Origin of the sequence: Streptomyces sp. (genome assembly GCF_036566765.1) — a bacterium.
Classification (GTDB): domain Bacteria; phylum Actinomycetota; class Actinomycetes; order Streptomycetales; family Streptomycetaceae; genus Streptomyces.
The window spans coordinates 18,178-42,702 of record NZ_DATCVQ010000371.1 but is presented as its reverse complement, the minus strand read 5'-3'; the positions used below and the strand labels follow the sequence as shown (position 1 = coordinate 42,702).

Genomic DNA, 24,525 nt, shown 5'->3' with positions numbered 1-24,525 from the left:
GCTGGCGTCGGTAAAGGGACACGCGGGCGGCCACCCCCAACCCGTTGATCAACTAGTGGAGGTCGTGAGTGGAGTGGGCGCAAATCCCCGTCGTGCAGCTAGGGGCCCTGGGCGTCCTGCTCGCTGTCCTCTGGCTGGTGTTCCGAGGCAACCTCGCCCCCTCAACGCTGGTGCCGCGCTCCACCCTGGACGACGTCAGAGCCGACCGTGACGCCCGCATCGCCCAGGTCATCGCCGACCGGGATGAACGCGTCATGGAGGCGGCCGAGGACGCCTCGGAGTGGCGGCAACTGTATGTGCGTGAGTGTGAGGCACACGACCTGACGCGCCGCGCGCACGCCGAAGAGATCCGGGCGGCGCTGCTGGCCAGCACAGAAGGAGCCCAGGTGGCGGCTGCGCTGCTGGCGGAGATGCGGTCACGGCAAATCGGGGCGGCGGGCTCATGACCGAACGCGACGACGGAAGGCTGCCCGACATCGACGAGGCTAGACAAGCAGCGGAGGAGTCTCAGCGGCGCGCCGAGGAGGACATGCAGCGGGCCCGTGAACGCGCCCGCAAATCCCTGTCCCTCGCTGACCGGCTGCGCCGGCTGCGGGAGCAGAACGGCTTCGACCGGCTGTTCGACGACGCGTTCGGGGGTGTCGGATGACGTCCGGCCCGCTGTTCCTGATCGGGAACGTGCTCCTGATCGTGACCGCTCTGCTGGCGCTCGCGTGCGTGGCCGCGCAGGCGCTGCTGGCCCGCTGGTGGGAGACGCCGGGCGGCCGGCATGTGATGGCGTTCCAGAGCGTCCTGGCGGCCGTCTTGTGCCTGTGGGCGCTGCGGGTGTGGGTGCCCGACAGCCCGCTCGTGCTGCTGATGCGGTTCGCCGCGTTCGCCTGCCTGCCCCCGGTGCTCGGGTGGCGGCTGGCCATCATCCTGCGGACCTGGCGCGCTAAGCGCCGCGAGCACACGAAGGAGCGTTGATGCCGTACCTGACGCAGCTTGCCGCGGTGGCCCGGCGTACCGGCCACAAGGTGGTCGAGGTGTCCGGCTGGAAGACGCGCGGGCATGGGCCTCAGCCCGAAGTCCGCGGCGTCGTCTGCCACCACACCGCGGGCCCGGCGGGCGGCGGCAACTATCCGTCGCTCGCGGTGGTGCGGGACGGCAGGCCGGGGCTGGACGGGCCACTGTCGCAGTTCGGGCTCGGCCGCGACGGCACCATCTACGTGATCGCGGCCGGGCGATGCTGGCACAACGCCCCCTCGACGTCGGCGAACCACACCAACTCCCGGTCGCTCGGTATCGAGGCGGAGAACAACGGCAAGCAGCCGTGGCCCGACATCCAGCTCGACGCATACCGGAAACTGTGCGCGGAGTTGTGCCGCGAGTTCGGGCTGACCGCCTCCCGCGTGAAGGGCCACAAGGAGGTCAACACGCAGAAGCCGGACCCGCACGGCGTCAACATGAACCACTTCCGGGAAGACGTGGCCGCCCTCCTCAAGGGCAAGCCCGCGCCGGCCGACCCGAGCCCCGCCAAGACCTCATGGACGGAGACCCTGTTGAAGGACCTGCCCCTGCTGCGGCCGGGCGACGACAACTACGACGTGAAGACCGCCCGGAGCCTGCTGTTCGCCCGCGGCTACGTGCCGGAAAGCCTGTACGCCACGGCGGGTCTGAAGGCGTGGCTGGAGCGGACGAAGTACGACGACGAGTTCGCCGGGCTGGTCCGCGGCTTCCAGAAGCTGAAGAAGCTCGACGTGGACGCGCTGGTCGGGCCCCTGACGTGGGGCGCGCTCGTACGCGTGTCCTGACTTCCATTTCCTTATGCGTCCCGCCATCCCTTAGGCGGGCTGTCCCATGGAGGGGCGAATGATCAGAGTAGGTAGCGCCGCGAAGTCCATCGTCGCGGCTGCGTCCGCTGGGGCGGCTGCGCTCGTCACCGCGATGGACGACAGCGTCATCGTGACTGGCGAGTGGGTGACGATCGCCCTTGCCGTTCTCGGCGCGCTGGGCATCGTGTACGCAGTACCGAACGCGGAGCGCTCGGAGCCGCGCCAGCGGTAGGCTGGCGGCAGACTTCAACCAGCCCCGATTGAGTGCGCCTTAGGCGCTGGCTCCGGCCATGGGGCACCACATGAGCCCGCCTCTCCACCTTCGGGTGGGGAGGCGGGCGTCTTTCGTGTTGCAGGAGTCAGGACGGTACGAGGCTGAGCGCGGTCTCGACTCGGTCGCGCCAGTCGGCGCGCTCCAGGTCCAGCAGGGATAGCCTGTGGCCGAATCGGTAGTCGCGCCAGTCGTCAGGTCGCAGTTCGAGTCTCATGGTCTGGGATCGCTCGCGCAGCCAGTCCATGCCGCGCGCCCACTGCTCTTGCTCGGGCAGGTTGCCGAACGTGTCGATCCTGCACTCGTCCCGGTAGTCGTCTCGGGCGTCTTCGTCGAGGTCGGCCCACTCCTGTTCGGTCCAGCCGTCCGGCCTCCAGTCCTCCGGAGGCAGGGGCATCACGACGTGCGCGGCGTACGGGAAGCTGTCGCACACCGAGTACGACAGCACCACAGGCTCGTCGTCGCGGGAGCGCAGCAGAGGGATCACGCCAGGACCTCTCGCATGGCATGCTTCAGGTGGGGACTCCCATCCCATGCCGGGCCGCAACATCTCGTAATCCAGCGCGTCCTGGATGCGATCTGCGAGCCACGCCCGGTTCTTGCCCTCGACGTAGGAGTGGATCTCGCACTGGCCGTCCAGGCGGGCGACGAGGCGCATGCTTTCGCCGCTCCAATCGATGGCGGTGTTCAGCGCCAGCGCGAAGGCGTCGAGCGCATGCCCGCGCCAGGCGAGCAGGCTTCCGTCCCCACGCACCCGGAAGGAGAGGATGAAGTCCTGGAGAAACTGCTGGTCGATCATCCGGCTCTGCGGCTTCAGATGGCTGTCGCGGGTGAGTTCACGCAGGGGCTCCCTGTAGGAGTTCGGGTGCCGGGTGATCCGCTCTGCGCTCGTGTCGTTGACCAGGAGGTGCACATGCGAGCGTTCCGCGCCGAGCACTTCGGCCTCGCCGCTGGGTGAGTGGAAGTAGATGCGGCTCATCGGTGGCTCCTTGAGGGGTTGATTGCTCGCCTTCCCATTGTGAGGTGCGGGCGAGGTTCACGGAGGCCGATCAGGCGGCGTCGGCCCACACGATGACATTCGCCGTGTAGTGCGAGGTTGCCTTGTCGAACGCGCCTCCGCAGGTGATGAGCCGCAGGGCGGGCCCGTCCGTCTCTCCCCAGATCTGCTTGGCGGGCAGCGCCGTCTTGGCGGTCTGCTGCTTCCGCCCGGCCACGAACTCGAACGTCTTGCCCGCCTTGTCGGTGACCTTGATGGCCGCGCCCTTCTTGAGGGCCTTGAGGCGGGCGAACACGTCGGGCCCGGTGCGGCTGTCTACGTGGGCGACGACGACAGCGGGCCCGTCCTCGCCCGGGCGCGGTCCTTTCTCGTACCAGCCGGCGCGGCCGAACGAGGGCGTCTCCATGTCGCCGTTCCTCTTGAGCCCGACGCGGACGATGCGGGCGTCCACTCCGATGGACGGGATACGGATACGCACGGGGACGGCGACGTCCACCCGGGCGGGCGTGGACGGTGTGGCTGGCGGGGGCGGCTGGACCGCGAGACGGGGGCGCTCAGACGGCGCTGGGGGCGATTCCGCGCCACACCCGGACACGAGGACCAGACAGGCGGCTACGGCGGCGAGACGACGCATAGGGGGCTCCAGACGAGAGAAGGGCTGGACTGCCGCGAGTGCAGTCCAGCCCTGGAGGGGTTAGCGACGGGCGAGGCCGCCGAGTCCGGTGTCCACCCTGCTGGGCACCGGGATGTTGTTGACGACGACCACGCGGGTGTTCGTCTGGGTGACGGTCGGGACCGGCTCCGGCTCGGGCTCCTCGGTGGCGTCCGGGTCGGTCGGGTCAGGCGTCGGAGTCGGCGTGGGCGTCGGCTCCACGGTCACCGTGGGGGTGGGCGTCGGGGTCGGGCAGGGCTCGGCCTCGTTCACCGTCTTCTGCCACGTCCGGTCGCCGATCAGCCGGTAGCCGGGCAAGGCGTACGCCCTCACCCGGTAGACGGCCGGGCGGACGTCGTACGAACCGGCCCGGAGGGTGAGGTAGCGGCCGTTGTCGCGGGACGCCCGGTAGGTGACGCCACGGTCGGAAGGGATGACCAGTTTGCCCCGGGTGGTGCCGCACTCGGGCTGGACCACGGTGGGCTCGTCAGCGTGAACCGTACGGTCGCACCGCTTGCCGGTGATGTCGCCGGAGTTGCCCGCCGATCCGTTCACCCATCGCTCGGCGCAGGTGCGGTACTCCCACCGCCACGCGCCCGCACTCACCTGCGCGCCGGCGGGGAAGTACAGGGCGGGCCAGTTGCCGGTCGGCTGCGGCATGCCGGGACAGCGGCCACGGTTGGGGACCGTTCCGTCGCACGCGAAGTTGTAGTAGCTGCGCACGAGCGCGTCCGTCGGCGCCGCCTCCGAGGTGACGGTGAAGTCGAACGTGCCGGAGAACGTGCCGCGGACCGGGCTCCCGAGCGTCACGCCCGCCTGCGGGGACTTGGCGCCGGGGATCGTGGTGAAGGTGCCGGCGTCGCGCAGGGCGACGTTCCACACGTTCGTGGCGGACGACGGGGTGATGGTGACGGTCCGGCTGTAGGTCGGGCGGGCCCAGTAGCCGTGCTCGCCGTTGTCGAAGTTTCCGGCGATGCGGACCGTGTCCGTGAATGGGGCGGCGGCGGTTGCGCTGGTGGCCAGTCCAGTCGCTACCAGCACGCCAGCGGCGAGAGTCGCCGCGAGTCTGCTGATCATTGAGGTGTGCACCCTCTCGGGATTGCCAGCCCTCGGGTAGGGCCGGTCTGTGGCGCGGCATGTCTCACGCCTCTCTGGCGAATCAGGACATGCCAGCCGCAAACCATTGTGCACCTTGTATAGGTTCTTCCGCTTGAGCGCTCCATTTTGTACAAGTCGGCGGCGTACGATGAGCCTGTGGCCTCGCCCCGGAATGCCGGGTGCCGGGGCTGCCCCACCCGGACGACGGCAATGTCCCGAGTCCGGTGTCTAGCAAGGCCGGTGAGAGGTCCAGGGGACCTCAACACCCGGCAAGGTCCGCCTCTGCTGCGGGACGCCGTAGCACCCGCCCTGACGGCGGTAGAGCGGCGGGACTACGGGGCCGGGTTGCTTTCGGGCCGCCCGGCCCCTTTTTAACCTGAAAGAGATGCTTTCCAGTTCGGAGACGCGATGCGGTTCGACCACGACCTCGACGCTGACGCCCTATACGTGACGATCACCAGCGAACCCGTCACGGCTACCCACTCCATCGAAGACCTGACCACGGTGGACGTGGACGCTCAGGGCCAGCTGGTCGGTATCGAGGTGATCGCTCCCGACCGGGCGTGGGCGATAGACCGAGTCATGGCCCGATATCCGCTCTCGGACGAGGACACACGCCTGCTGCTGTCGATGTACATCCGGTCCGGCAAGCAGGGAGCGTGGACGTGAAGCAGATCATCCTGTTCAAGCGGCTGATGTGGTGGTCGCCGACCCAGCTCACCCGCTGGTGGCTGCCTCGCGTGTTCCGTGGCACTGACGAGTACTGCAACCCGTCGATCGCTGCGGTCATCCCGCCCCTGGGCGCGTTCATCGTGTTCTGGAAGCCGGGGCCGCTCCGTATGGAGCCGTGCGACGAGTGCGCCGCGATGGACGAGGTTGAGGTGATCGAACTCTCCGCCGAGGAGTGGGAGGCAGCCAAGAACCGTGCGCTCGCCTCCATCGGTCTCACCTACGAGGAGTTGGAGCAGCAGGCTAGGTCCGGCGACTTCGAGTCGTTCAAGCACCGCAAGGTGTGGCACGTCGTCCGGGAGGCGTGATGCGGGTACGGATCGACCTGAACATCCGGGTGCGCGGCAACCGGACGCTCGCAGACTTCGACGACGTGGACGGCGACGCGGCCGACCTCCACATCGGCCAGGCAGTCACCGTGTACGAGCCGGAGTCCGGGCTACGAGGAGAAGGGTCCGTCGTCGAGGTGGATCCAACCAAGCAGGTAGTGATCCTGGCGGTGGATTGGCCGTCGCTGCGCCCCGAGGAGGCGTGGGCGGAATGGGACGCCGGAGTCGCCGCCATGCTGGCCGGCGCGGAGGAGCGCCGCAAACAGCCAGCCAAGGTGGACGACCTCGACGAGCTACGGGCCCGACTGGAGCGGCTCAAGGCAGAGCGGGAGGCGTGATGACGCGCATGCTCGGCCGTCAGGTGTGGGACCGCGTCCCCTGCTCCTGCTGCAACGGCCCGAGGGCGGCGAAGGTGGAACGAACGCGAGAGAAGCGAGACGTGGAGCGGGAAGCAGGCGAGTGGCGGTTCTCCCGCGCATGGGAAGACTGGAACTCACCGGAGGACTCGCTGTACGACCTGGACGACTGCGTCCACGGCTGTAACGGGCAGTGCGTGTACGGCGGATCCGACGCGTGCAACTTCACCTGCCACGAGCTGACGCCCGAGATTGTGGCTCTGTTCGAGCGGCTCGACAGGCGGGCCATGGAACTGATGGGCGAGGAGCTGATCTCGTGGAAGCAGGCGTGACCCGCAAAGATCAAATAGCCATCAAAATGCTTGACCAGCGGACTTGAGCAGTCAGCGCGTCACCGAAGCGAACTCATCAAAGACGAGCGCCCCCGTCCTGGTCCTCACGGACTGGGGCGGGGGCGTCTTCGTCGTTGCTGACCCTAAGCGGCGGGGTTGCGGCGACCCGCGAGGATCGCGTTGACGATGCTCTTGGGGTGTGCGCCTCTGGAGAGCATGCCGTCTACGGTCGATGACTCCATCGGATCTAAGTCCGGTACGTGGTCGTACACGTAGTCGAAGCAGTCCTCGTCGTCGTTGAAGTCATATTGCCGCGATGCGCCAGCATCGTGCCGATCGTGTCGATCGGAATGATGTGATGAGTTGTTGGAATGTGTAGTTGTTGTCAACTGAGACAACCACCAGAGGTCAACTGAGTTAACCACCCTGGTTGCCTCAGTTGACCACCCAAGGCGCTTCGCTACACCGATTCGGATGGCGATCTGTTGAGCGACGGGGTTCAGCGAGTCGAACGCGGGCTCCTTGCCGGCGTCGAGCATGGGCACGTGGTTCAGCGTCCGCGGCGTACACAACTGGTACTTATCCGCCAGGTGGCTGTCGGCTCCTCGGTTGGACTCAACCCGCCAGATGAATCCGAGGTGGCGCATGGTTGCGAGGGCTTCGACGACGCAGGGCTTGCTGTAGCCCGTGATGGCCATCAGGAGCTTCACGCCGGGGTACACGTTGTGCCCGCGCCTGTTGCTGAAGGTGGCGGCGGAGAAGCCAACCAGTTTCACGGAGGGCGGTGCAACGACGTTCCGCCATGTGCGCAGCCAGACGTACGAGTGCTGGATTGCGAATAACGCCGACGCTGGCGGGTCTTGCGGTCGGGGCTTGGGCAACGAACCTTTCCGATCTCTCTGTAGGGATCCGAGAGGTCAGAAGGTTTCCGCCAAGGGGGGTCGGCGCAGCGCACATGCGGGATGTACGATGTGTGTTGGACAAGACGTTCTGATCTCTCGGAACTTCCGACAGGCCCCGGTTACCGCCGGGGCTTTCGTCGTTTCCAAGCCTACTCCGACCCGAACGTCTGTACGGGCGCGAAGGATCTCGCCGTTAGTCCGTGTCTTGACCGGGCGATCAGTCGACGGTCGATGGTGAAGATTCCGCTTGGGGGGACTTCGGCATCTGAGGGACGACGATGTTGCCGACGGTGGGCTCTCTGACGATCAGACCCCGCCTGCGCAGTTCATGGAGTACGCGACGAGCTGTGTTGAAGTCGACGCGGTAATCGAACGCTATCTGCCTATCGGTGAGAAACGGCTCGCCCGCCGTGAAGTCTCCGGAGGAGATCGCCGCTTCCAGGCGGTCCGCGACCTCCTTCCATGGGTACGAGCTCAGCCGCGTTTCTTCCAGATATCGGCCGAGGACGTCTTCGACGGAAGAGCGCACCTTCGGTGCGTCGCTGGACCTGTCAACTTGCACACTGGGAGGGATGTCAGGAGCGGCCCTACCCAGATGCCAACCGAACTCCGTCGCACGTTCAACCAGTTCGTCTACGTCGCGCTCAGGTTTGGCGAGCTCTTGCTCAACGTCTTCGCGGGCTTGCTCAACCGCTTCTAGTTCGGCGGACACACCCAACGCCTCGACCTTACGGAGCCGAGCGAAAGCGGCGGTGAGGGGTTTGCGCAATATGAACACCGCTGCGACAAGCGCGACGGGCCACGCAAGCGAGGACACGAGAGAAGCGACGAATTGGAAGGTCGACACCTTGCTGCATCGGTGAACAGCAAGGTGTCGTTACCTTCCTACTTGCAGTTTGTCCAGACTCCGCGACTCCACGAGCACACGTCGATGCGCTTCAGGTCGGAGCCCCGGTAGATGCCTGCCGTGTCGCCGGTGTTGTTCCACACGTACCACTTGCGCTGCCAGAACAGCGTGGTCGAGGAGTCCTTGCCCTGCCCGGACCGTACGGTGACCTGCTTGCCCGGCTTCAGCGTGAAGCGCGGGAAGCGGTACTTGAAGCCGTTCTTGTCCCGTAGGACCCACTGCTCCATCTGGATCGCCTTGCGCGTGGTGTTCTTCACCACCACGTACTCGCCGTTCAGGCTGGTGTTACCGCCACGGTCGGAGCCCGGCGAGTCGTAGTACACCTTCGTGAACATGACGGCCGGTGTGGCGGCCTGCGCCGGCGAGGCGACGAGAGCGGTAGCGACAACCCCGGCAGCGGCGGCGGGGACGAGACGTGTGAGCAACGGATCTCCTCGGGGGATGGAACGTGACAAGAGTGAGACGACGCAACGGGTGATCAGGTTGTCACTCAGTGCTGTCCGGATCCGGACAGGCCCGCTCCGGGAACAACTTCCGCACCGCCGCACTCACCTCAGGCGGCACCTCCTCCGTCTCCTCTATGTACTCCTCCAGGGCGGCCCGTAGCCGTACCTGAGCCATGGCCTCGTCCATCTCCTCCGCGTCCATGACGCACATGGTGGACCTGCTGCGTGATCGCTTGCAGGCGAGTCCGTAGGATCCCCTCGAACTACGAACGGGGAGAACAGCCATGGCCGACACAACTCCACCGCCACCAGAAGCGATCGCAGCCCAGCAGGCATTCGACCGAACTGACGCCGAATGCCAGCGCATCGCCGACGCGCTGCCGTCCAGCGTCGCCGTCGCAGCCGGTGAGGCGGAGATCAGCGACGAGCAGAGAGCCGAGCTGCAGGAGGCGAGGCGGGCCCGCATGGAGGCCCTGTGGGTGCTCCTGGCGGCCAAACGGTGGGACGGAGACGGTGGGCCCAGAGCAGCCGAGGCGGCGCTACGGGAAGCCGCCCGGGGCGGCGCCCCTCAGGATGCCGTCTGACGGCCAGGGAACGCGAGCACCTCGACCAGGTCCGCGAGGTCCACATGCTCGGCTACGCCCGCCACATCGTGCTCGTAGGCGAGGTGGTAGCGGCGGCCGTTCACGAACTGGCTGACGCGGTAGAGCGGGGAGCGGTCGAGGACGATCACCTCTATGAGGAGTCCCCGAGGTCCGCGCCACACTGCCACGCGCACAGGATACGAAATACGGACAAAACGTCTCACGGTGGACATGAGGAAGCCCCGGCCCGCAGAGAAGCGGGACCGGGGCTCTCGTGTGTGGTGGCGGTCACGCCGCCAAGCCGACCCGCTTGACTCGCCGCCGCTCCCGCAGTGTCAGCCCGCCCCAGATGCCCGCCTGCATGTCGTTGTCGAGCGCGTACTCCAGGCACTCCTCCCGGACCGGGCAGTCGCCGCAGATCTTCCTGGCGGGACGCAAGGGCTCGCCCACCTTGGGGAACCACAACTCCGGGTCGGCCTCGGCGCACAGGCCCCACGACATCCATGAGGTCTCGGTGGCCATGTCGACGAGGTCGGACAGCAGCGTCTCTAGCATGATCGACATCCCCTCTCGACGGTCACGCTCCGTAGATCATTGCGAGGTGCACGGGAGGTGCACGAGCCCCTCCCGGGAAGGTGTACGGAAGGTGCACGGAGCCTCGCGCACGCACGCCTACACGCGTACAGGGGCCCATAAGTGCACGGAGATGATCTTCGAGCACGTCGATCACCGACAGTGAGTGACGTCATGATCCGACCATCTCCCTGGCCTGAGCCTCCAGCTTGCGGCGGTCGCTTCTGATCTCCTCCAACGCCTCGTGGAGATCCATCCCAGGGACCGCTTCGTACGGCTGACGCGGACCCTCCTGCTTGACCGCCCCGTAGTCGGCGAGGCGCGGCAGGATGTGCCGCACCCACGACACGCTCATGCCGGAGGCGGCGGCCAGCTCTTTGGGGGAGCGGGGTCCGCGAAGCAACTCCTCCACGAAACGATCTTGACTGTTCTGGTGGGCCCTCTCGGCCGAGAGGGGAGGCAGGCCCTCGTCGGCCCGAGCCTCATCCAGCGCCCTCATGTCGGCGACGCTCACGAACGCCGGCAGCTCCGCCTCGATCGCGGCTGCCATCTCTTGCGGGCTGGACACGGTGGGCTCCTTCACGGTAGGGGAGGACGGCCTGGCAGCCGCCTTGCGGTCATGGCGGGTCAAATACGCCTCGCCGGCATGCAGAGCCAGCGCCTCCGGCAGCACCGGGCGGCGGTCTGCGTACATGCGGGCCAGGCGGGCGCGCTGCGGGCGCGAGAGCCAGAAGCCGCGGCCCAGCACGCTGTCCTTCTCGTTGTCCTTGAAATAGAACATGCCGGGCTCGTCGAGGCGGGAGGCGTTCAGCTTGGCCCAGTCCTGCAGCGCGTACTGGGCGTGCTCGTCTTTCTCCGGCCGGAACGCCATCGACTTGCCCATGTTGCCGCGGATGCGTTCGTCGCCCATCGACGACAGGCCGCCGATCTGCGTTGCCGCGACCAGGTGAACGGACATGCCGGCGCCGAGCGAAGCGACGGACACGCCCAGGCTGACGAGCCTGGACGTTCCAGTCCCTTGCCCCCACGCCTCGTTGGCCTCGTCGACCACGATGATGATCGCGGGATCCTCGGGGGACGGCTCGTGGTCGTCGGTGACGGCGTTGCGCGCCTTGATGATGCGGACCGCGGCGGACAGCATCGCCTCGGCCTCGTCCTGCGTGGTGGCCTCCCAGTCGACGATGCGCCGCCACGGCGCGACGGTGCCGCCGCCCTTGAGGTCGATGAACCAGATGATCGTGTCGTCGCACGCGCCGAGTTGCGCCATCAACTGGCCCAGCCACGAGCTCTTGCCCCACTGCGTCATCCCGATGATGAACCAGTGGGCCTTCCGCATCAGTGTCTTGATCAGGGCGCCCTCGGGCGTGAACCCCACCACGAACTCGTCAAGGAAGGAGCGGGGGGCGAGGTCCTCGTCCCACTCGCGGCGCTCTGCCAAAGGGTTGGCGTGCTGGATGCGGAACCAGGCCAGGTTGCGGTTGCCGCCGCCGTGCTTGGACACCCGGAACGTGGTCTCCTCCGGGCACTCCCACGCCGACAGGATGCTATTGCCGGCGGCGCGCAGGTCGCCGATGTCCTGCCGTCCCCGGTCGAGCTGGACGAGTAGCGCGTCCACGTTCTCGTCCGACAGGTCGACGTCGATGACGTGGCTGTTGGTGAGGGGCTTGGGCCGCATCCGGTGGATGATCATTTGCCATTGCAGGTCCCACTCGGCGAGAGCCTTGTCCTGCTTGCGGGGCCGCTTGTGCCACCACCAGATGCCCGTCCACAGCGTCCACAGCCCGCCGAGCGTGTACGTCATGAACGCGTTCCAGGCACCCCACAGCGTCCCGGCGATCAGCCAGGAGGCGATCCCGACCGCGGTCGCCCGGGCGAACCGCACCTCCGAGACGCGGTCCCACCGGTCCGGGGCACCCATCACGATGGCGGAGGAGACGAGCAGCACGGCTGGGATGAACCACCACCACCACGACCCTGTGTGAGCTTTCTGCGCCATCACAGACAGGCCCGGCGGCACCGACAGCGGGATCAGCCACAGGCGGTTGCGGTGCAGCCACCGGCCCGCCCGGACAGGCCACGCCCGCCGCTTCGGCGGCTGCTGCTGTTGCTGGGGCGTGAACGTGACCGTGTAGCCGACAGGCTGCTGCTGCTTGGTTCTCTTCATCGACGCCTACCTGCTCTTGGCGTTCGGGATCCACAGGCCGCGCTCCGTCAACTCGGCCAGCGTCATGTTCAGCAGCGCCGTCATGGCCGCGTCCGCCTCGACCAGCTCCAGCACCATCGCCTGGCCGAGCGCCGCAGCGCGCACGACGTGATCGGACACGAACGGGTCGATGCGCATGTCTCCCGGGTCGCTCATGCGCTGGTGCATGCCGATGAGCCCGTTGTTCCACTGCCGGCCGCCCTCGGCGAGGGCCTTCAACTGGCGAAGCGCATCGTTAGGGCCCTCGTAGGGGGCGCTGATGAGGGTGAGGATTCCCTGGAAGAAGTCGACCGTGACATTGCCGGACGCGGAGCTCACCGTGGCGGAGGGCGCGTCCTCGGGCCTGGCGGGTGGCGGGTCGTAGGCGATCGCAGCACGCCGATCCCGGCGCCGGTCCCGGTCGGGCAGTTCCGGTCGTGACGCCGGCCGCTCGTTCCGCGGAAGGTCCCGGCTGACCGGCCTCCCGTTCCGTGGGCCTCTTCCCCACGCGGCCCGGCCCACGTCGATGGTCCGCCGCCGCCCGCCCTGGTAGATGCGGCTGTCACGCACCCGGGCGAACGGCTTCCTCTCGGATTTCTCGGTTGCGGCGATCAGTACCAGCAGCACGGTGAGAGCGATGATCCAACTCATGCCGGCCGCCCTCAGTTCGCCCACGCGGTGACCGCAGCCCAAAACTCGGCTACCGCTCCGCTGTACCAGGCGACCGTGGACAGAACGCCGAAGCCAGTGAGGAGGATCAGCTCCCACCAGGAGGTGATCCGGTACTTCATCATCGCGCCAACCACACCAGCGAGGCAGGCGACGACCACGAGAAGAGCCATGAGGGATTCCAATCAGGAGAAGGTTGGGGGCCGGTTCAGGACGCGGGTCCCGAACCGTTCCGGGAGGACTGCGCGGACGGGCGGGCGCCGTTGAGGGCGGGCAGTCGGCGGCGCTCGGAGATGGCCGCGGCGATAGCGCGGTCGAAGGGCTTCAAGCTGTCGTCGTGCGACGGTCGCGTGAGCGTTTCGGGACCCGTCACAGACTGCTCGGCGGACGGCTCCCGGAAGAGGGGTGCGAGCGGTGTGAGCGCGATGCGGCGTGCCGGGGCGGCGACCGCCTCGGCGGGCTGCTCGTCGTCCGTCGCGGGCTGCTCGTCGGCGGCGTCCTCACGACTCTCCTGGGCGGGCGTTTCGGGCGGGGTGGTGTGACGGTCGTTGGCGGCCTCCTCGGGGGCGGCGATGAACGTCACAGCCGCAGGTCGCGGCGTGTCCTCGGCGGTCGCGGCGGACTCGGCGGCGGGCATCTCGGCGGAGGTGCTGTGACGGTGGGCGGCGGCCTCTTGGCGGTCGCCCGTGCCCGTCGCGAACAGCCACGCCGTCAACACCTCATCGGGAGTTGGCGGGGAGTCCTCGGCCGAATCGCTGTGACGGTTCTGCGCAGCCTCTTCGGCGGGGTCCGCCTCCGCCACGGCGAGGTCCATCTGCGGGTCCTCGGCCGGCGTCTCGCCGCGGGCTTCCTGCGACGTCTTGATAATCTCTTCGGCGGTGCGGTGTTCGATGCCGAACCGCTTCGCAAGGGCGCGCTGCCCGAGGGGCCGGCCGGGGCCGGTGAGGCTGTGCTCGTATGCGATGCGAGCGGCGTCGAGCGCATCGATGGGCACGACCGGCGTGGGGACCTCGACGAGCTTCTCCACCGTCACCGGCACGGGCACTTCAACGACGCGCTCGACCTCGACGGGCTTCTCTACCACGGTCTCAACGAGGCGCTCGACCTCGACCGTGACCGGCTTCTCCACGATCGTCTCGACGGGCTTCTCCACGACCCGCCGGAGAGTGACGGGCACCTTGACGACCTTGGCGGGGCAGATGTGCGGGTCAGATGCGGCGGCATCGATTTCGGCCGGCTTGTCGGGGGCGTCCGGGTCGGCCCACTGGGCGACCCTGCCCCGGCGCGCCAACTCGCCCGTGCTGTTGAGCGCGTCGATCTGGGCGAGCAGAGCCGCCTGCCGGGTCTCGTCGTCCGCTAGGCCGGTGTGTTCGACGGCCTGATCCATGACCTTGTCGAGCCGGGCGAAGGCTGCGCGCAGTTTGCGTTCGGGGGCGCCGTTCTCCCGTAGCGCCTTGACCCGCTTGGCGGACAGGGCGACCTTGGTGAGCCTGCGGTGGGCATCCACGTCGGCGGCGGTGCGGTCACGAGCTTCGGCCAGGCCGATCCTCACCATCACGCGTTCGGGGGTGAGCCGCCAGTGGATGCCCTTGGTGCCGCGGATGCGGTGGCGTTCGATGGCCATGCCGCGCTCCCACAGCCAGGCCGCCACCAGCGGGGCGGCCAGGCGGAACAGCGCCTCGGGCAGGCTGCGCGCGTCCATGCTGGACAGCACGGCCGTCAAGGCGGTGAGGGCCCACACGGCGATGCCGTCGATGCCGGCGCTGAAGTTCTCCCGCATGTTGCGGCGGGCGCGCACAGCGGAGGTGATGATCGCGACCTCGATGAACGCGAACAGCAGCACCCGCAGCGCGAACGGCAGGTGGAGCACGTCTTCGGTGAAGCGCCACATGCCGGTCGCGGAGACGCCGGTCGCGATGGAGGCGGCCACGATCGTCAGCACGTCCTCTGTGGGGCGGCTGCTCAGGTACGCCTTCAGGGTCGCCCATCCGCTTCGGCAGGCGCGGAGGGTGGCGCGCCCGAACACGATGGTGAGGGCGACGGCGCACAGCACGCCGACGATCCACCGCATGTCGGGCGGCGGGATGAACGGTTCGATATGGGTCCAGATCCACGCCCACCAGTCGGGGCCCTCGCCATGCATGCCGTCTCCTCCGTTGCGTGGTGTATCCACACCGGGTACGTTGACACGGTAGCCCCGGTGTATCCACACCGCAACCCCGAGGAGGCACCACATTGCTGACCGTGAGCGCACGCCGTTATGGTGATCCCGTGCCAGACCATCCGAGGACCAAGGGCCGCAACATGCGGATCGTCCGCTGGAACGCCCTCGGCAAGGCGGCACAGAAGCGCGACACCAACCGGACCGAAGTCGTGAACCGCCTCATCGAATGGTGGCTCGGCAACCCGGACGCATCGCTCCCCGAGCGGCTCAACCCCGAGGAATGGCGAGAGCTTCTTTCGATCAAGGAAGATCTCGCCGAACCCAAGAAGCGCCGGAAGCCCCCCGGCCACTGAACAACAAAGCCCCCGCCCGGAGGTTCGTCGGGCGGGGGCTTCGGCTCTGGGGGGCTCGTCAGCCGCCCATCGTGGTCATGCCACAGGCCCGGCACGTCCGGTTCCCCGTGCCCGGGTCGGTAGTGAACGGCCCGCGGTGGCCGCCGGCGCACGGGTTGGGTGTCGGCTGGGGCTTCTTCGGCATCCGTGCTCCTCGCGTCTCGTGGGGGACCGTCCCCGGAGGGCGAACCGGCCAGGCTCTACTCCGGCGTCATCCCGGGCGGTGTGGGACTGCGACGCGGGAGCGCCCTTCGGGGACGGTGTATTGCGGGGTGGCCCCCGACGTTCGTTTCCCCTCGAAACGGCTTCCAGAAGGGGACCACCCGGCCCGACCCCCGTACTCGGGAGCCGGGCTGCTTGTGGGACTGGGGGCCTCCACCCCCGGTTCGATCAGGCGGAGGCCCCCGCGCCGGGCCCTACGGAGGTAGGTCCGGCGGAACCCGGGAGCCGCGGAAGGGTGGTGGGGCCGACGCGGCTGCCGGGGTGTGGCCTAGGAGGGTTCGTCGCGCTTCCAGATCAGCGAAGTCCAGCGACTCTTCTCCCGCTTGAACTGGTCGGCTGGGCTGGGCGGGGCCGCCGCCACGATGGACGTGCACTCGGGGCAGGCCATATCGTCGCCGATCGGGCCGGGGTAGGGGATGGCGGCGCCCGCCGCCACGTGCACCCAAACACGCTGCTGCAATGAACAGGACGACCGGCCCCACTCTCCCGGGATGGCGTCGGCCACAGCATGCCGCGTCGCGGGCTCGTCGGGTTTCTGCACTTCGCCGAGCGCGTAGGCCACGGTCGTCATGCCAGGTCTCCCGTCCGGAACCCGCACGGGCACTCCATCACGGCCTGCACGGGGACACGCTCCGTGAGGCAGGCCGGCTCGTGACGTCCGGTCGGACTGTCCGGGCAGGGGACACGGTCTTTGGTCAGGTCGCGTGAAGCGGACCGCCAGCCGACCTGTTCTTTGACGATGTCTGTGCAGCAGTGGACGCAGCGGGCGTGGGCCGTAGACTCTGGCATATCGCACCTCCATCGTGCGGCAGGCCCTGGGGATCACCGGTGTTCGAGCACCGGCCCGGGGCCGTCTTCTTTAGGGACCCGTTCGCAGTGTGCCACGTCAAGGTGTTGTAAACCATACCTCGCCGTATTACAGGGCGTCATGGTGTACCTATGTTTGCCCAGGTACAGCACACAATGCTGATCACGTGGTGCATCCGAGTCGATCGAAGTGGCGGCAGGCGTTCCGTGCCATCTGCGAGCAGATACGGACCGGCGAGCTGCAGCCCGGCGACCGGGTGCCGACCGTGCACGAGCTGATGACCGAGTACGAGATGTCGAACACGGTCGCCCAGAAGGTTCATCGCGCGTTGCGCGAGGCGGGCCTGGTGGAGACCGAGCGGGGCACCGGCTCTTACGTGCTCGAAGGCGCGGCCGAGAAGCTCCAGACCGAGCAGGAGAGCGACGGCGACCGGTAGTCGGGGCCGTCTAGCTAGAAGCGGCGGGAGGCCGTCTCGATCTGCCACGTCAGAGCCGTCATGAGCTCGATCGGGTCGCCGCGCTGCACTCTGCGCTCGACGCCGGCCGTCGCCAGTTCGAGCGACGGCGCATCGCGTAGTTCGGCGATCCAGGTCAGGCCGCCGAAGAGGTCGGTGCCGTAGGTGATCGTCCAGGCGGGGAACGTGGCGGTGAGTACGGCGCGCTGGCGTTCCCGGATGTCGGCGACGGCGTCGAGTGGCGGCGCAGTGCTGATCGCGCGGGGTCCGCGGGTGGCGTTGAAGCGGGCTGCTGTTTCGGCTCGCGCCGCGGCGGCGGTGTCCAGGGTGGGCGGTGCGTCGGGCCGGATGGGCATGGCGAATCCTCACGGCGGTCGGTGGTGGGTCCGCTGCAGGCTGGGGCGGGTGGCGCGGTCCCCGATGCCCTGGCCTGCGAGAAGGTGGTTCGCCGATGACGCTAGAGAGTTACGTCGTCACAGCTCAACGAAGTTTCGCGAAGTTTCTTAAAGATCTGCTGCGGCCTGGATGAGAGCCCGCGCAGCCTCCCCGTACACGCACACCTCGGCCAGGGCCGTGAACGCCTTCTCGTAGACGCCGATGTCGTCCGGCTTCTTGATCCGGAACTGGGCCGCGACCCCGTCCACTCGCACTTCGCTGGTGTCGTACAGCCAGAAGTTCTCGGGCGGCATCACCGGAGGGCGGACCGTGGACGGCAGGATGCCGAGGCTGACGTTGGCGTGGTCGTGCGTGAAGCCGGCCAGCTTGTCGAGCTGCTCGCGCATGCCGGCGCCGTCCACCATCGGCGTACGCAGCGCTGCTTCCCCGAGCAGGAACATGAACCGCCGCACCCCGCCGAGCGTCTCCTGCTGCGCCATGCGGGCCGCCACCGCCCGGTCGACATCATCCGGGATGCCGCGGAACGCGATGATCGCCGACATGTGGGCGCGGGCGTACTCCTCCGTCTGGAGCAGGCCGGGAACCGCCGAGTGCTGCCACACGCGGAGCTGGGTAGTGCGCTCGTAGAGGGAGACGAACGCCTGCTGGATGTCGCCGAGCCCAGTCTTTTCCAGGCGGCGCCACTCCGTGTACATGCTGTCGATGTTGCGTACCTGCGCTATCAGGTCGGGGATCTCGTCTTGGGCGCCGCATGCCACAGCCCACGCTTCAATGTCCTCGACGCTGGGGAGCTGGACGCCGTTCTCGATCTTGCTGATGCGTGCCTTTCGACCCGGCCAGCCGATTCTTTCGGCGAGCTGGTCGCCGGTGAGGGGCTTGCCGTGGGCGGGATGCTGGCGGAGCTCGCGGAGCCGGTCAGCGAGTACCTTCCGCGCCTCGTTGATTTTCTCGGTGCTGGCCACGGGCGTGTTCCTCCTGTCGGGCGGAGTTGCCGTACGTGTCCGACGCTACGCCGGGAGTAGGCGATAGTCAGGAGGTTTCGCCAAGATCTTCAAGAAACTCAGTGCTGATCCCTGAAAAGATCAGGTTGTGATGCTGAAGTGCATAAATGGCGGCCCGTACTCCCATCTGCCGAATAACGTGCGGCGCATCAGAGATTCGTCCGCTAGTCTGACGGTGGCTCAGGTGCGAACGGGGACCGGCTACTTCTTTGGGTGAAACTACGCCGGACCCCTCTCCCGACCTCTGAGCCTCACAACTTGATATGCACCTTCCCGGTGCGCAGGTGACGGGTTCTTCTCCTGCAAAGAGTGGGACGCGGGTTCGAATCCCGCCGCTGGCTCCGGTCAGTGTGGACGAGCGGCCTAAGTCACATACGGTCTCCGTCGCCGCCTTGATCTCGGGAGGGATACAACTTCAGAGCGCGTGCCCGGTGCGACAGATGAGGGCTACTTCCACTGTTAATGGGGTTGTTACTGGTTCGAGTCCAGTAGGAGCTTCGGCTCCTTAGCTCAATCGGCAGAGCACCTACGTACCTTCGTCGACTCTTGACCTCGGGCGCGATCTCTTGAACGAACCCCTCTCGATCCACTTCGAGAGGGGTTCGTTGCGTTATGGCCAAGTTCAACAGCATCACCACCCGGACCGCGGTGTTCAGCCCGGTCCAGACCGAGGCCACGCCGTCCGGCGCCACGCATGAGGGCGCTCCTGGCTACGCACGCGACGCCAAGGGCGAACTGTTCCTTCTCGCGGTCTCGAACATGGTCGGAGAGGACACCTTCTACGAAAAGGCCGGCAACCGCGACGACCGGTTCCGCCAGCTCGTCCACCAGGTGGCCGTCGAGGACGGCGAGTGGATAGCCAGGTTCCTGCCGTGGCTGCGCTCCGAGGCGAACATGCGCTCCGCCTCACTCGTCGCCGCGCTCGAAGCGGTCAAGGCGCGCCTCGCCGCGGGCGAGCAGGGGCTGAACCGGCGGCTCGTCAACACGGTCCTGCAGCGCGCCGACGAGCCCGGCGAGGCGCTCGCCTACTGGACGTCCACGTACGGGCGGGCGGTCCCGAAGCCGGTCAAGCGCGGCGTGGCCGATGCTGTGCAGCGGCTGTACAACGAGCGGAACCTGCTCAAGTACGACACCGACTCGAAGGGCTACCGGTTCGGCGACGTCATCGACCTCGTCCACCCGGCGCCGCACCCGGACAAGCCGTGGCAGGGAGCGCTGTTCCAGCATGCCCTCGACCGGCGGCACAACCGGGACAACGACATCCCGGAGTCGCTGGAGACGCTGCGCCGGCGCGCTCACCTGATGTCCATCCCGGTCACCGAACGGCGCGCGATCATGGGCGGGGTCCCCGACGCGGTGGCGGCGACGCTCGCGGACGCGGGTATGACGTGGGAGGCGCTCGCCGGCTGGCTGCAGGGCCCGATGGACAAGCAGGCGTGGGAGGCCGTCATCCCGTCCATGGGGCTGATGGCGCTCACCCGGAACCTGCGCAACTTCGACCAGGCAGGCGTCTCCGACCAGGTCGCTCAGATTGCGGCCGCGAAGCTGGCCGACCCCGAGCAGGTGCGACGGTCGAAGCAGTTCCCGTTCCGGTTCCTCGCCGCGTATAAGGCGGCGCCGTCGCTGCGGTGGGCGTACCCGCTGGAGCAGGCGCTCGGCCACTCCCTGGCGAACGTGCCCGTGCTGTCCGGACGGACGCTGATCCTGGTGGACCGGTCGGGGTCGATGTTCGACGGCATCTCCCAGAAGTCCGGCCTCAACCGGGCGGGCACCGCGGCCGTGTTCGGTGCGGCGCTCGCGCTGCGCGCCAACTCGGCGGACCTGGTCCAGTTCGGTACCGGCTCCGCGCCGATCGCCGTCAACTCGGGCGAGTCGGTGCTGAAGGCGGTGGAGCGGTTCGGCAGCATGGGCGGCACCAACACTGCCCAGGCTGTCCGCCAGCACTACCAGGGCCACGACCGGGTGGTGATCGTCACCGACGAGCAGGCGTGGGGCGGCTGGCACGGCGAAGAGCCGACCCGGCAGGTCCCCGCCCACGTCCCGGTCTACACGTGGAACCTTGCCGGCTACCAGCGCGGCCACGGGTCGTCCGGGACAGGCAACCGCCACACCTTCGGCGGGCTCTCGGACGCGGCCTTCCGGCTCATCCCGCTCCTTGAGGCGGGGAGGTCGGCTGACTGGCCGTTCTGATCTCCGCACGCGCACGGCCCCCCGGATTAGGCAGTCCGGGGGGCCGCTGCCATTTCAGGGCTGCCGGTAAACCAGCGCGTCGCATGGAGCGTCCAACCCAAGCCCTCACGGCCAACTCCACAGGAGTGGGACTCGCGTATGCCCCGACGTGCCCGCATTTGGGTCAGAGCCCTACTGCGGCTGCGCGCCACGTGGGATCCTGGGGCAACCATGAAGCGGCCATACATCGGGTACATCCAGATCAGCCAGGCGATGGCCGAGAAGATCGTCGCCAAGCATGGTGTCTCCCCGGAGGAGGTGCGGGATGCATGTCAGTCGCCCAACCGTTACCGGCAAGCCGTCTGGGATGACCATCCGGAACACGGCCTGCGCCTATACGTGTTGGGAGAGACGCGCACTGGGCGACCGATCAAGGTGATCCTTCAGCCTGTGGACGAGCTCGACGGGACCTGGCGGCTGAGAACCGCTCTTGCTGCCACATGAAAGGACAGCGCATGATGGCTCATATGGGGCGAGACGACGAGTTTGCCGAGTTCGACACCACCGAAGAGGAGTTCGACCGCGTTATGGCGCGCGGTGAACCAGTCGAGGTCGACGTGCCATCGCGAGGGTTCAACGAACGGCTCGAACTGCCAGGAACGCCAAGTCCTACGTCGACCCGATCCAGTGGCATTTTGGTGAGTAACCTGCACTGATGGCCTCACCAATCGACATTACCCTCATCTTGTGCGATGCGGCTGTGGCCGACCCGGCAGGCAAGGTCCACATGCTCGGGGCGGGCTGGTCCATGACTGGCAGTCCTACGAACAACTCCGCGATCGTCGTGCTGTTGGGCGTGCCGTGGGATCGAGCGAACCTGAAGATCCCGCTCGTCCTGGAACTGTGTGACGACGACGGTCGGCCCGTGAACGTCCGCATCGGCGAGGAATTGTCAGCAATCCGGCACGCTGGCGAGTTCGAAGTAGGGCGCCCTCCAGGAGTGGCTCCTGGTAGCACACTGGACGGGGCCTTCACGCTGTCGATCCCGTCGCTTCCGTTGGCGCCTGGTCGCTACCAATGGCGGCTCACGATCAGCGATCAGATAGAGACTCGGTCCTTCACCGTTCGGTAGACAGGCAAGCAGACCACCCTGGTCCCGTTCTCCCTCTGGGAGGACGGGACCTTTCCGTGTGGGTGCGGCGGCGCGGGCCCGACAGCTCCCTGGCGAGGGATACTGTTTCCCGCGCCGCCGCTTTTGCTTGCCATCCCCGCAAATGTCTTCAGACAAACGTCAGACGTCGGAGGATCGGGCGGTACCGCAGAGGACGTCCTGGGACTGCCGGGGTGGTCCTGGGTAATTCCCGGCGGCATGGGGTCTGCCCTGCACCACTACCGTTCGGTCATGATCAAGTGGGAGCCGAAGTACCGCTACGAAGAGGTCGCTGACGACCTCAGAGAGCGGATCGCAAGCGGAGAGTTCCCGCCGCGGACGGCCATCCCGGCAATCCCGCGCATCATGCAGCAGTACGAGATCGGAAGGAACACCGCCCTGCGCGCCGTCTATCAGCTCGCAGAGGAGGGGACCGTGGTCATCAAACGGTCGCAGGGGACCTTTGTCGTGCCACCCGAGGACAGGGAGTAGGCGCAATCAAGCCGCCCTCGCAGTCTGATCGATGAGGAGTTGCCGGCACAGCACGGCGGCGAGGGCTTGGAGATTCGGCTGAATGATGTACTGGTGAGCGCCGGCTTCCATCTGGGCAGGCGTGGGCGGCGTGACGCGGCGTGCCAGCCACATGCCTCCGGGCCGCGGACGGATGTCCCAGCGGGGGTAGGTGTGCTCGATGACGGCCAGTTGGGCTGCTGTGCTGTTGTGGGTCGGTTGCGGGCTTGGTGACGTCTTTGTCATTTGAGCCGTGCTCCCCCTGCCTCGCTAATGGGCCTGATGTCCCGACTGTCCCCGAGCGTCGGGCCGTCACAGCATCCGTCACTACCGCCGCGTTGTGAAGATGTAAGCGTTTGTTTATATGACGGTCGAACGGCCGTCATCCGGCGGTCGTCACGATCGGCGGTGCACAGAGCGACGGAAGACGAGCGGTTCGCGTTCGCGATGGATTCGCGACGGTTCGCTGATAATGATCTCGCTTGGCTGTGACTGGCTGATAATGACGCGGCATCTGACCTGCAAGGTTGTCTCCCCTAGCAGGTGGCGCGATCGGTCGAATCTGCATGGTAAGGAGAAGGTCAACGGTTCGATTCCGTTTGGGGGCTCGCACACTGAACAGGCAGAACGCCCGGTCCGATGAAAATCGGAGCCGGGCGTTTCCGGTTTCCGGGACCTTTTCGCGATGGATTCGCGAAACGATCTTATTAACCTGTAAGTCTGGTAGGGAATTGGAGGAGCTGCGCGCGCCGCTCGAACGGAGCCACCGGCTCCGCCCTTCCGTCGCGGAACGGAGCCAGCAACTCATCCACCACCCCTACCGGCGAACGCTCCCCGAACCACGCCCGCTCCGCGAGAGCCTCCTCCCACACCCCCTGCAGAAACCCTCGAAGATCGGCGCGCCACTGCGGAAGAATGTCCGTGTACCGGCCGCGCATGCCGCGCATGTCCGGCGACACATGCCCCATCCGGTCGTCGCGCAACTTCGGCGGCGTCTGGCCGTGAATGAGCGTGCTGTGCCAGTGCCGCAAATCATGCGGCGACATGCCCTCGTTGATCGGCAGCCACGAAGCGACCGTCGTATCCTCACCGACCCGGTGAGGCCGCACGAGCCGGTCGATCAGCTGCTGCCGCGTCATCGCGCGCGCCTCCGCCTCCGACATGCCCGCGTCGATCGCGTACTCCACCAGATCCCGCCGCACCGACCCGCTGTTGACGCCGATCCCCAGCGGGCGCCCGCGGTAGGCGTTCGCCGCGGGACGCTGCCATGGCCGGCCCGGGGTGGCGCGGGGCCACGCCGGCACCGGACGGCCCGGCCAACTGCTGTCGAGTTCGACCAGCACGGGCACCCGGACGGCGTCCTTCTTCGCCGCCGTGTACTGGCCATCGGCGGCGGGATCGAAGACGCGGCGGGCATAGTTGGAGTTGCGAGGATGCCCACCGTTCGGCGTGAGGAAGACGAAAGCGCCGCCGCCCTGGCACGGCTGCTCCTTCTGATCCGGGATGGCCACCGGCTCACACGTGCACCGCTGCTCCGGATGGGCGGCGATCTGCCGGGCGAGCAGGTCCTGAAGGAACGGCGGGATGTCGATGTCGCGGTTGCTGTCGTCCTTCGGCGGCAGCAGGTAAAGCTTCCCGCGGTGTTCGAGCAACTGCCAGTCCACGCGAAGCTTTCCTAGCTTCACGTACCGGCGTTGCAGCCCGACCGCCTCCGCCCAGCGCATGCCGGTGAAGCCGAGCAGCATGCCGAACACGAAGTCCTGGTCGCGGCCGGACGCAATCGCCATGCGTTCGGCGAGCGCCACCATCTCGAACGGCGAGATGACATACGTCTCCTGACCGCGCCCGCCCGTACCCACACCCGAACGGCGGCCCCGATGGCGTTGCCGGAGTGCCGGGTTGGAGCCGATGAGCCCTTCGGTCACAGCGTCCCCGAGGAGAGTCGACAGGCGGGTGCGCGCGCTGCTCGGCACTCCGTCACGCGCATACCCGGCGTCGATCATCCGCTGTTCCCAGGCGTTGACCTTGCTGGCGGTGATGTCCTTCAACGGCCAATGCCCCCACTCGGGCAAGACGTGCGCCCGGAAGATGTAGGCGTAGTTGTCGTTCGACTTCAGGCCGACGTCGATGCTCGTCCACCACTGGGCGAACCACTCGTTGACCGTGATGCCGTCGTCGCCGCCTTCGGGCTCCGGTTCCGGCTCTGGCTTCTTCTTCCGCTTGCGGGAGTAGTCGGGGGCGATCCCTCGCGCTTCGAGGTCTTCCATCCATTCGCCCCAGGCGTCGGCCTCGTCGCCGTCTTTCCAGTACTCGTTCGTGTCGGGGTGGCGGGACTTGGTCCCGATCGTGCCGTCCGCCCGCTTCCACCGGGCGACGATGACGCCGTCCGGGCGTAACTGATGGAACGCCATACGGCGA

The 24,525-nt window shown here is 67.4% G+C and carries 34 protein-coding genes; 17 read left to right on the top strand and 17 right to left on the bottom strand.

Annotated elements, in window-relative coordinates:
- Window positions 1–68 precede the first annotated feature (68 nt).
- From VIU94_RS21790 to VIU94_RS21770, 5 genes are read left to right on the top strand one after another with little or no spacing between them, the layout of a single operon-like run.
- A complete protein-coding gene (locus VIU94_RS21790; RefSeq protein ID WP_331913531.1) occupies window positions 69–446 on the top strand; it encodes a hypothetical protein in 378 nt (125 codons plus the stop codon).
- Entirely contained in the window at window positions 443–649 is a 207-nt protein-coding gene (locus VIU94_RS21785; RefSeq protein ID WP_331913530.1) for a DUF7620 family protein, read from the top strand. Before VIU94_RS21790 ends, VIU94_RS21785 begins: the two co-directional genes overlap by 4 nt.
- Complete coding sequence (locus VIU94_RS21780; RefSeq protein ID WP_331913529.1) at window positions 646–966, top strand: putative phage holin; 321 nt, start codon at window positions 646–648, stop codon at window positions 964–966. Before VIU94_RS21785 ends, VIU94_RS21780 begins: the two co-directional genes overlap by 4 nt.
- Window positions 966–1,793 carry a peptidoglycan recognition protein family protein gene (locus tag VIU94_RS21775; RefSeq protein ID WP_331913528.1) on the top strand — a complete coding sequence of 276 codons (828 nt, stop codon included), beginning with the start codon at window positions 966–968 and terminating at the stop codon, window positions 1,791–1,793. Before VIU94_RS21780 ends, VIU94_RS21775 begins: the two co-directional genes overlap by 1 nt.
- Before the next feature lie 58 nt (window positions 1,794–1,851).
- Window positions 1,852–2,046, top strand: a complete 195-nt coding sequence (locus tag VIU94_RS21770; protein ID WP_331913527.1) for a hypothetical protein — start codon at window positions 1,852–1,854, stop codon at window positions 2,044–2,046.
- Window positions 2,047–2,173: 127 nt separating this feature from the next.
- Here the strand turns inward: VIU94_RS21770 and VIU94_RS21765 are convergent, their stop codons facing one another.
- From VIU94_RS21765 to VIU94_RS21755, 3 genes are all read right to left on the bottom strand, one after another.
- Window positions 2,174–3,064, bottom strand: coding sequence for a hypothetical protein (locus tag VIU94_RS21765; RefSeq protein WP_331913526.1), 891 nt, complete (start codon window positions 3,062–3,064; stop codon window positions 2,174–2,176).
- A 70-nt stretch (window positions 3,065–3,134) separates the two neighbouring features.
- Window positions 3,135–3,716, bottom strand: coding sequence for a class F sortase (locus VIU94_RS21760; protein WP_331913525.1), 582 nt, complete (start codon window positions 3,714–3,716; stop codon window positions 3,135–3,137).
- Window positions 3,717–3,776: 60 nt separating this feature from the next.
- Window positions 3,777–4,811 (bottom strand): hypothetical protein, encoded by a 1,035-nt coding sequence (locus VIU94_RS21755; protein WP_331913524.1) that lies wholly within the window; start codon window positions 4,809–4,811, stop codon window positions 3,777–3,779.
- 429 nt (window positions 4,812–5,240) lie between these two features.
- Here VIU94_RS21755 and VIU94_RS21750 point away from each other — a divergent pair, with 429 nt between their 5' ends.
- The 4 genes from VIU94_RS21750 (at window position 5,241) to VIU94_RS21735 (ending at window position 6,578) form a co-directional block, all read left to right on the top strand.
- Window positions 5,241–5,501 (top strand): DUF2283 domain-containing protein, encoded by a 261-nt coding sequence (locus VIU94_RS21750; protein ID WP_331913523.1) that lies wholly within the window; start codon window positions 5,241–5,243, stop codon window positions 5,499–5,501.
- Window positions 5,498–5,869 carry a hypothetical protein gene (locus VIU94_RS21745; protein ID WP_331913522.1) on the top strand — a complete coding sequence of 124 codons (372 nt, stop codon included), beginning with the start codon at window positions 5,498–5,500 and terminating at the stop codon, window positions 5,867–5,869. The genes VIU94_RS21750 and VIU94_RS21745 overlap by 4 nt, the downstream gene beginning before the upstream one ends.
- A complete protein-coding gene (locus VIU94_RS21740; protein WP_331913521.1) occupies window positions 5,869–6,228 on the top strand; it encodes a hypothetical protein in 360 nt (119 codons plus the stop codon). Before VIU94_RS21745 ends, VIU94_RS21740 begins: the two co-directional genes overlap by 1 nt.
- Before the next feature lie 101 nt (window positions 6,229–6,329).
- Window positions 6,330–6,578 carry a hypothetical protein gene (locus VIU94_RS21735; RefSeq protein WP_331913520.1) on the top strand — a complete coding sequence of 83 codons (249 nt, stop codon included), beginning with the start codon at window positions 6,330–6,332 and terminating at the stop codon, window positions 6,576–6,578.
- Window positions 6,579–6,721: 143 nt separating this feature from the next.
- Here VIU94_RS21735 and VIU94_RS21730 read toward each other — a convergent pair whose 3' ends face one another.
- The 4 genes from VIU94_RS21730 to VIU94_RS21715 all read right to left on the bottom strand — a co-directional run bounded on the left by VIU94_RS21730 (window position 6,722) and on the right by VIU94_RS21715 (window position 9,035).
- The gene (locus VIU94_RS21730; protein ID WP_331913519.1) at window positions 6,722–7,354 is read right to left on the bottom strand and encodes a hypothetical protein; all 633 of its coding nucleotides are present in this window, start codon (window positions 7,352–7,354) and stop codon (window positions 6,722–6,724) included.
- 343 nt (window positions 7,355–7,697) lie between these two features.
- A complete protein-coding gene (locus VIU94_RS21725; RefSeq protein WP_331913518.1) occupies window positions 7,698–8,297 on the bottom strand; it encodes a GntR family transcriptional regulator in 600 nt (199 codons plus the stop codon).
- 68 nt (window positions 8,298–8,365) lie between these two features.
- The gene (locus tag VIU94_RS21720) at window positions 8,366–8,812 is read right to left on the bottom strand and encodes a lamin tail domain-containing protein (protein WP_331913517.1); all 447 of its coding nucleotides are present in this window, start codon (window positions 8,810–8,812) and stop codon (window positions 8,366–8,368) included.
- Window positions 8,813–8,873: 61 nt separating this feature from the next.
- Entirely contained in the window at window positions 8,874–9,035 is a 162-nt protein-coding gene (locus VIU94_RS21715; protein ID WP_331913516.1) for a hypothetical protein, read from the bottom strand.
- A gap of 82 nt (window positions 9,036–9,117) precedes the next feature.
- Here VIU94_RS21715 and VIU94_RS21710 point away from each other — a divergent pair, with 82 nt between their 5' ends.
- Window positions 9,118–9,417, top strand: coding sequence for a DUF8825 domain-containing protein (locus VIU94_RS21710; RefSeq protein ID WP_331913515.1), 300 nt, complete (start codon window positions 9,118–9,120; stop codon window positions 9,415–9,417).
- Here the strand turns inward: VIU94_RS21710 and VIU94_RS21705 are convergent.
- The 6 genes from VIU94_RS21705 to VIU94_RS21680 form a co-directional block, all read right to left on the bottom strand.
- Complete coding sequence (locus VIU94_RS21705; RefSeq protein ID WP_331913514.1) at window positions 9,402–9,605, bottom strand: hypothetical protein; 204 nt, start codon at window positions 9,603–9,605, stop codon at window positions 9,402–9,404. The genes VIU94_RS21710 and VIU94_RS21705 overlap by 16 nt on opposite strands.
- 100 nt (window positions 9,606–9,705) lie before the next feature.
- Complete coding sequence (locus VIU94_RS21700; RefSeq protein ID WP_331913513.1) at window positions 9,706–9,972, bottom strand: WhiB family transcriptional regulator; 267 nt, start codon at window positions 9,970–9,972, stop codon at window positions 9,706–9,708.
- Window positions 9,973–10,162: 190 nt separating this feature from the next.
- Complete coding sequence (locus VIU94_RS21695; protein WP_331913512.1) at window positions 10,163–12,154, bottom strand: hypothetical protein; 1,992 nt, start codon at window positions 12,152–12,154, stop codon at window positions 10,163–10,165.
- 6 nt (window positions 12,155–12,160) lie between these two features.
- Window positions 12,161–12,823: a hypothetical protein gene (locus tag VIU94_RS21690; protein WP_331913511.1), complete on the bottom strand. Its 663-nt coding sequence runs from the start codon at window positions 12,821–12,823 to the stop codon at window positions 12,161–12,163.
- A gap of 11 nt (window positions 12,824–12,834) precedes the next feature.
- Window positions 12,835–13,014 carry a hypothetical protein gene (locus VIU94_RS21685; protein WP_331913510.1) on the bottom strand — a complete coding sequence of 60 codons (180 nt, stop codon included), beginning with the start codon at window positions 13,012–13,014 and terminating at the stop codon, window positions 12,835–12,837.
- A gap of 35 nt (window positions 13,015–13,049) precedes the next feature.
- Window positions 13,050–14,984 carry a hypothetical protein gene (locus VIU94_RS21680; RefSeq protein WP_331913509.1) on the bottom strand — a complete coding sequence of 645 codons (1,935 nt, stop codon included), beginning with the start codon at window positions 14,982–14,984 and terminating at the stop codon, window positions 13,050–13,052.
- A 101-nt stretch (window positions 14,985–15,085) separates the two neighbouring features.
- Here VIU94_RS21680 and VIU94_RS21675 point away from each other — a divergent pair, with 101 nt between their 5' ends.
- Window positions 15,086–15,358: a hypothetical protein gene (locus VIU94_RS21675; RefSeq protein ID WP_331913508.1), complete on the top strand. Its 273-nt coding sequence runs from the start codon at window positions 15,086–15,088 to the stop codon at window positions 15,356–15,358.
- 529 nt (window positions 15,359–15,887) lie between these two features.
- Here VIU94_RS21675 and VIU94_RS21670 read toward each other — a convergent pair.
- Window positions 15,888–16,190 (bottom strand): hypothetical protein, encoded by a 303-nt coding sequence (locus VIU94_RS21670; protein WP_331913507.1) that lies wholly within the window; start codon window positions 16,188–16,190, stop codon window positions 15,888–15,890.
- 403 nt (window positions 16,191–16,593) lie between these two features.
- Between VIU94_RS21670 and VIU94_RS21665 the strand changes: the two genes are divergently transcribed.
- Window positions 16,594–16,863: a GntR family transcriptional regulator gene (locus VIU94_RS21665; RefSeq protein ID WP_331913506.1), complete on the top strand. Its 270-nt coding sequence runs from the start codon at window positions 16,594–16,596 to the stop codon at window positions 16,861–16,863.
- A 14-nt stretch (window positions 16,864–16,877) separates the two neighbouring features.
- Here VIU94_RS21665 and VIU94_RS21660 read toward each other — a convergent pair whose 3' ends face one another.
- Together VIU94_RS21660 and VIU94_RS21655 are read right to left on the bottom strand one after the other, a co-directional pair.
- Complete coding sequence (locus VIU94_RS21660; protein ID WP_331913505.1) at window positions 16,878–17,237, bottom strand: hypothetical protein; 360 nt, start codon at window positions 17,235–17,237, stop codon at window positions 16,878–16,880.
- A 147-nt stretch (window positions 17,238–17,384) separates the two neighbouring features.
- On the bottom strand, window positions 17,385–18,239 hold the full coding sequence (locus VIU94_RS21655) for a helix-turn-helix domain-containing protein (RefSeq protein ID WP_331913504.1): 855 nt from the start codon (window positions 18,237–18,239) through the stop codon (window positions 17,385–17,387).
- A gap of 651 nt (window positions 18,240–18,890) precedes the next feature.
- On the opposite strand from VIU94_RS21655, the gene VIU94_RS21650 reads away from it, so the two are divergent.
- The 5 genes from VIU94_RS21650 (at window position 18,891) to VIU94_RS21630 (ending at window position 22,089) form a co-directional block, all read left to right on the top strand.
- On the top strand, window positions 18,891–20,468 hold the full coding sequence (locus VIU94_RS21650) for a TROVE domain-containing protein (RefSeq protein ID WP_331913503.1): 1,578 nt from the start codon (window positions 18,891–18,893) through the stop codon (window positions 20,466–20,468).
- Between the two features lie 252 nt (window positions 20,469–20,720).
- Window positions 20,721–20,951, top strand: a complete 231-nt coding sequence (locus VIU94_RS21645) for a BrnT family toxin (protein WP_331913502.1) — start codon at window positions 20,721–20,723, stop codon at window positions 20,949–20,951.
- 23 nt (window positions 20,952–20,974) lie between these two features.
- Window positions 20,975–21,163, top strand: coding sequence for a hypothetical protein (locus VIU94_RS21640; protein WP_331913501.1), 189 nt, complete (start codon window positions 20,975–20,977; stop codon window positions 21,161–21,163).
- Entirely contained in the window at window positions 21,163–21,579 is a 417-nt protein-coding gene (locus tag VIU94_RS21635; protein WP_331913500.1) for a DUF6941 family protein, read from the top strand. Before VIU94_RS21640 ends, VIU94_RS21635 begins: the two co-directional genes overlap by 1 nt.
- 270 nt (window positions 21,580–21,849) lie before the next feature.
- Entirely contained in the window at window positions 21,850–22,089 is a 240-nt protein-coding gene (locus VIU94_RS21630) for a winged helix-turn-helix domain-containing protein (RefSeq protein ID WP_331913499.1), read from the top strand.
- Window positions 22,090–22,814: 725 nt separating this feature from the next.
- On the opposite strand, the gene VIU94_RS21625 is transcribed toward VIU94_RS21630, so the two are convergent.
- A complete protein-coding gene (locus VIU94_RS21625; protein ID WP_331913498.1) occupies window positions 22,815–24,518 on the bottom strand; it encodes a site-specific integrase in 1,704 nt (567 codons plus the stop codon).
- Window positions 24,519–24,525: the final 7 nt, after the last annotated feature.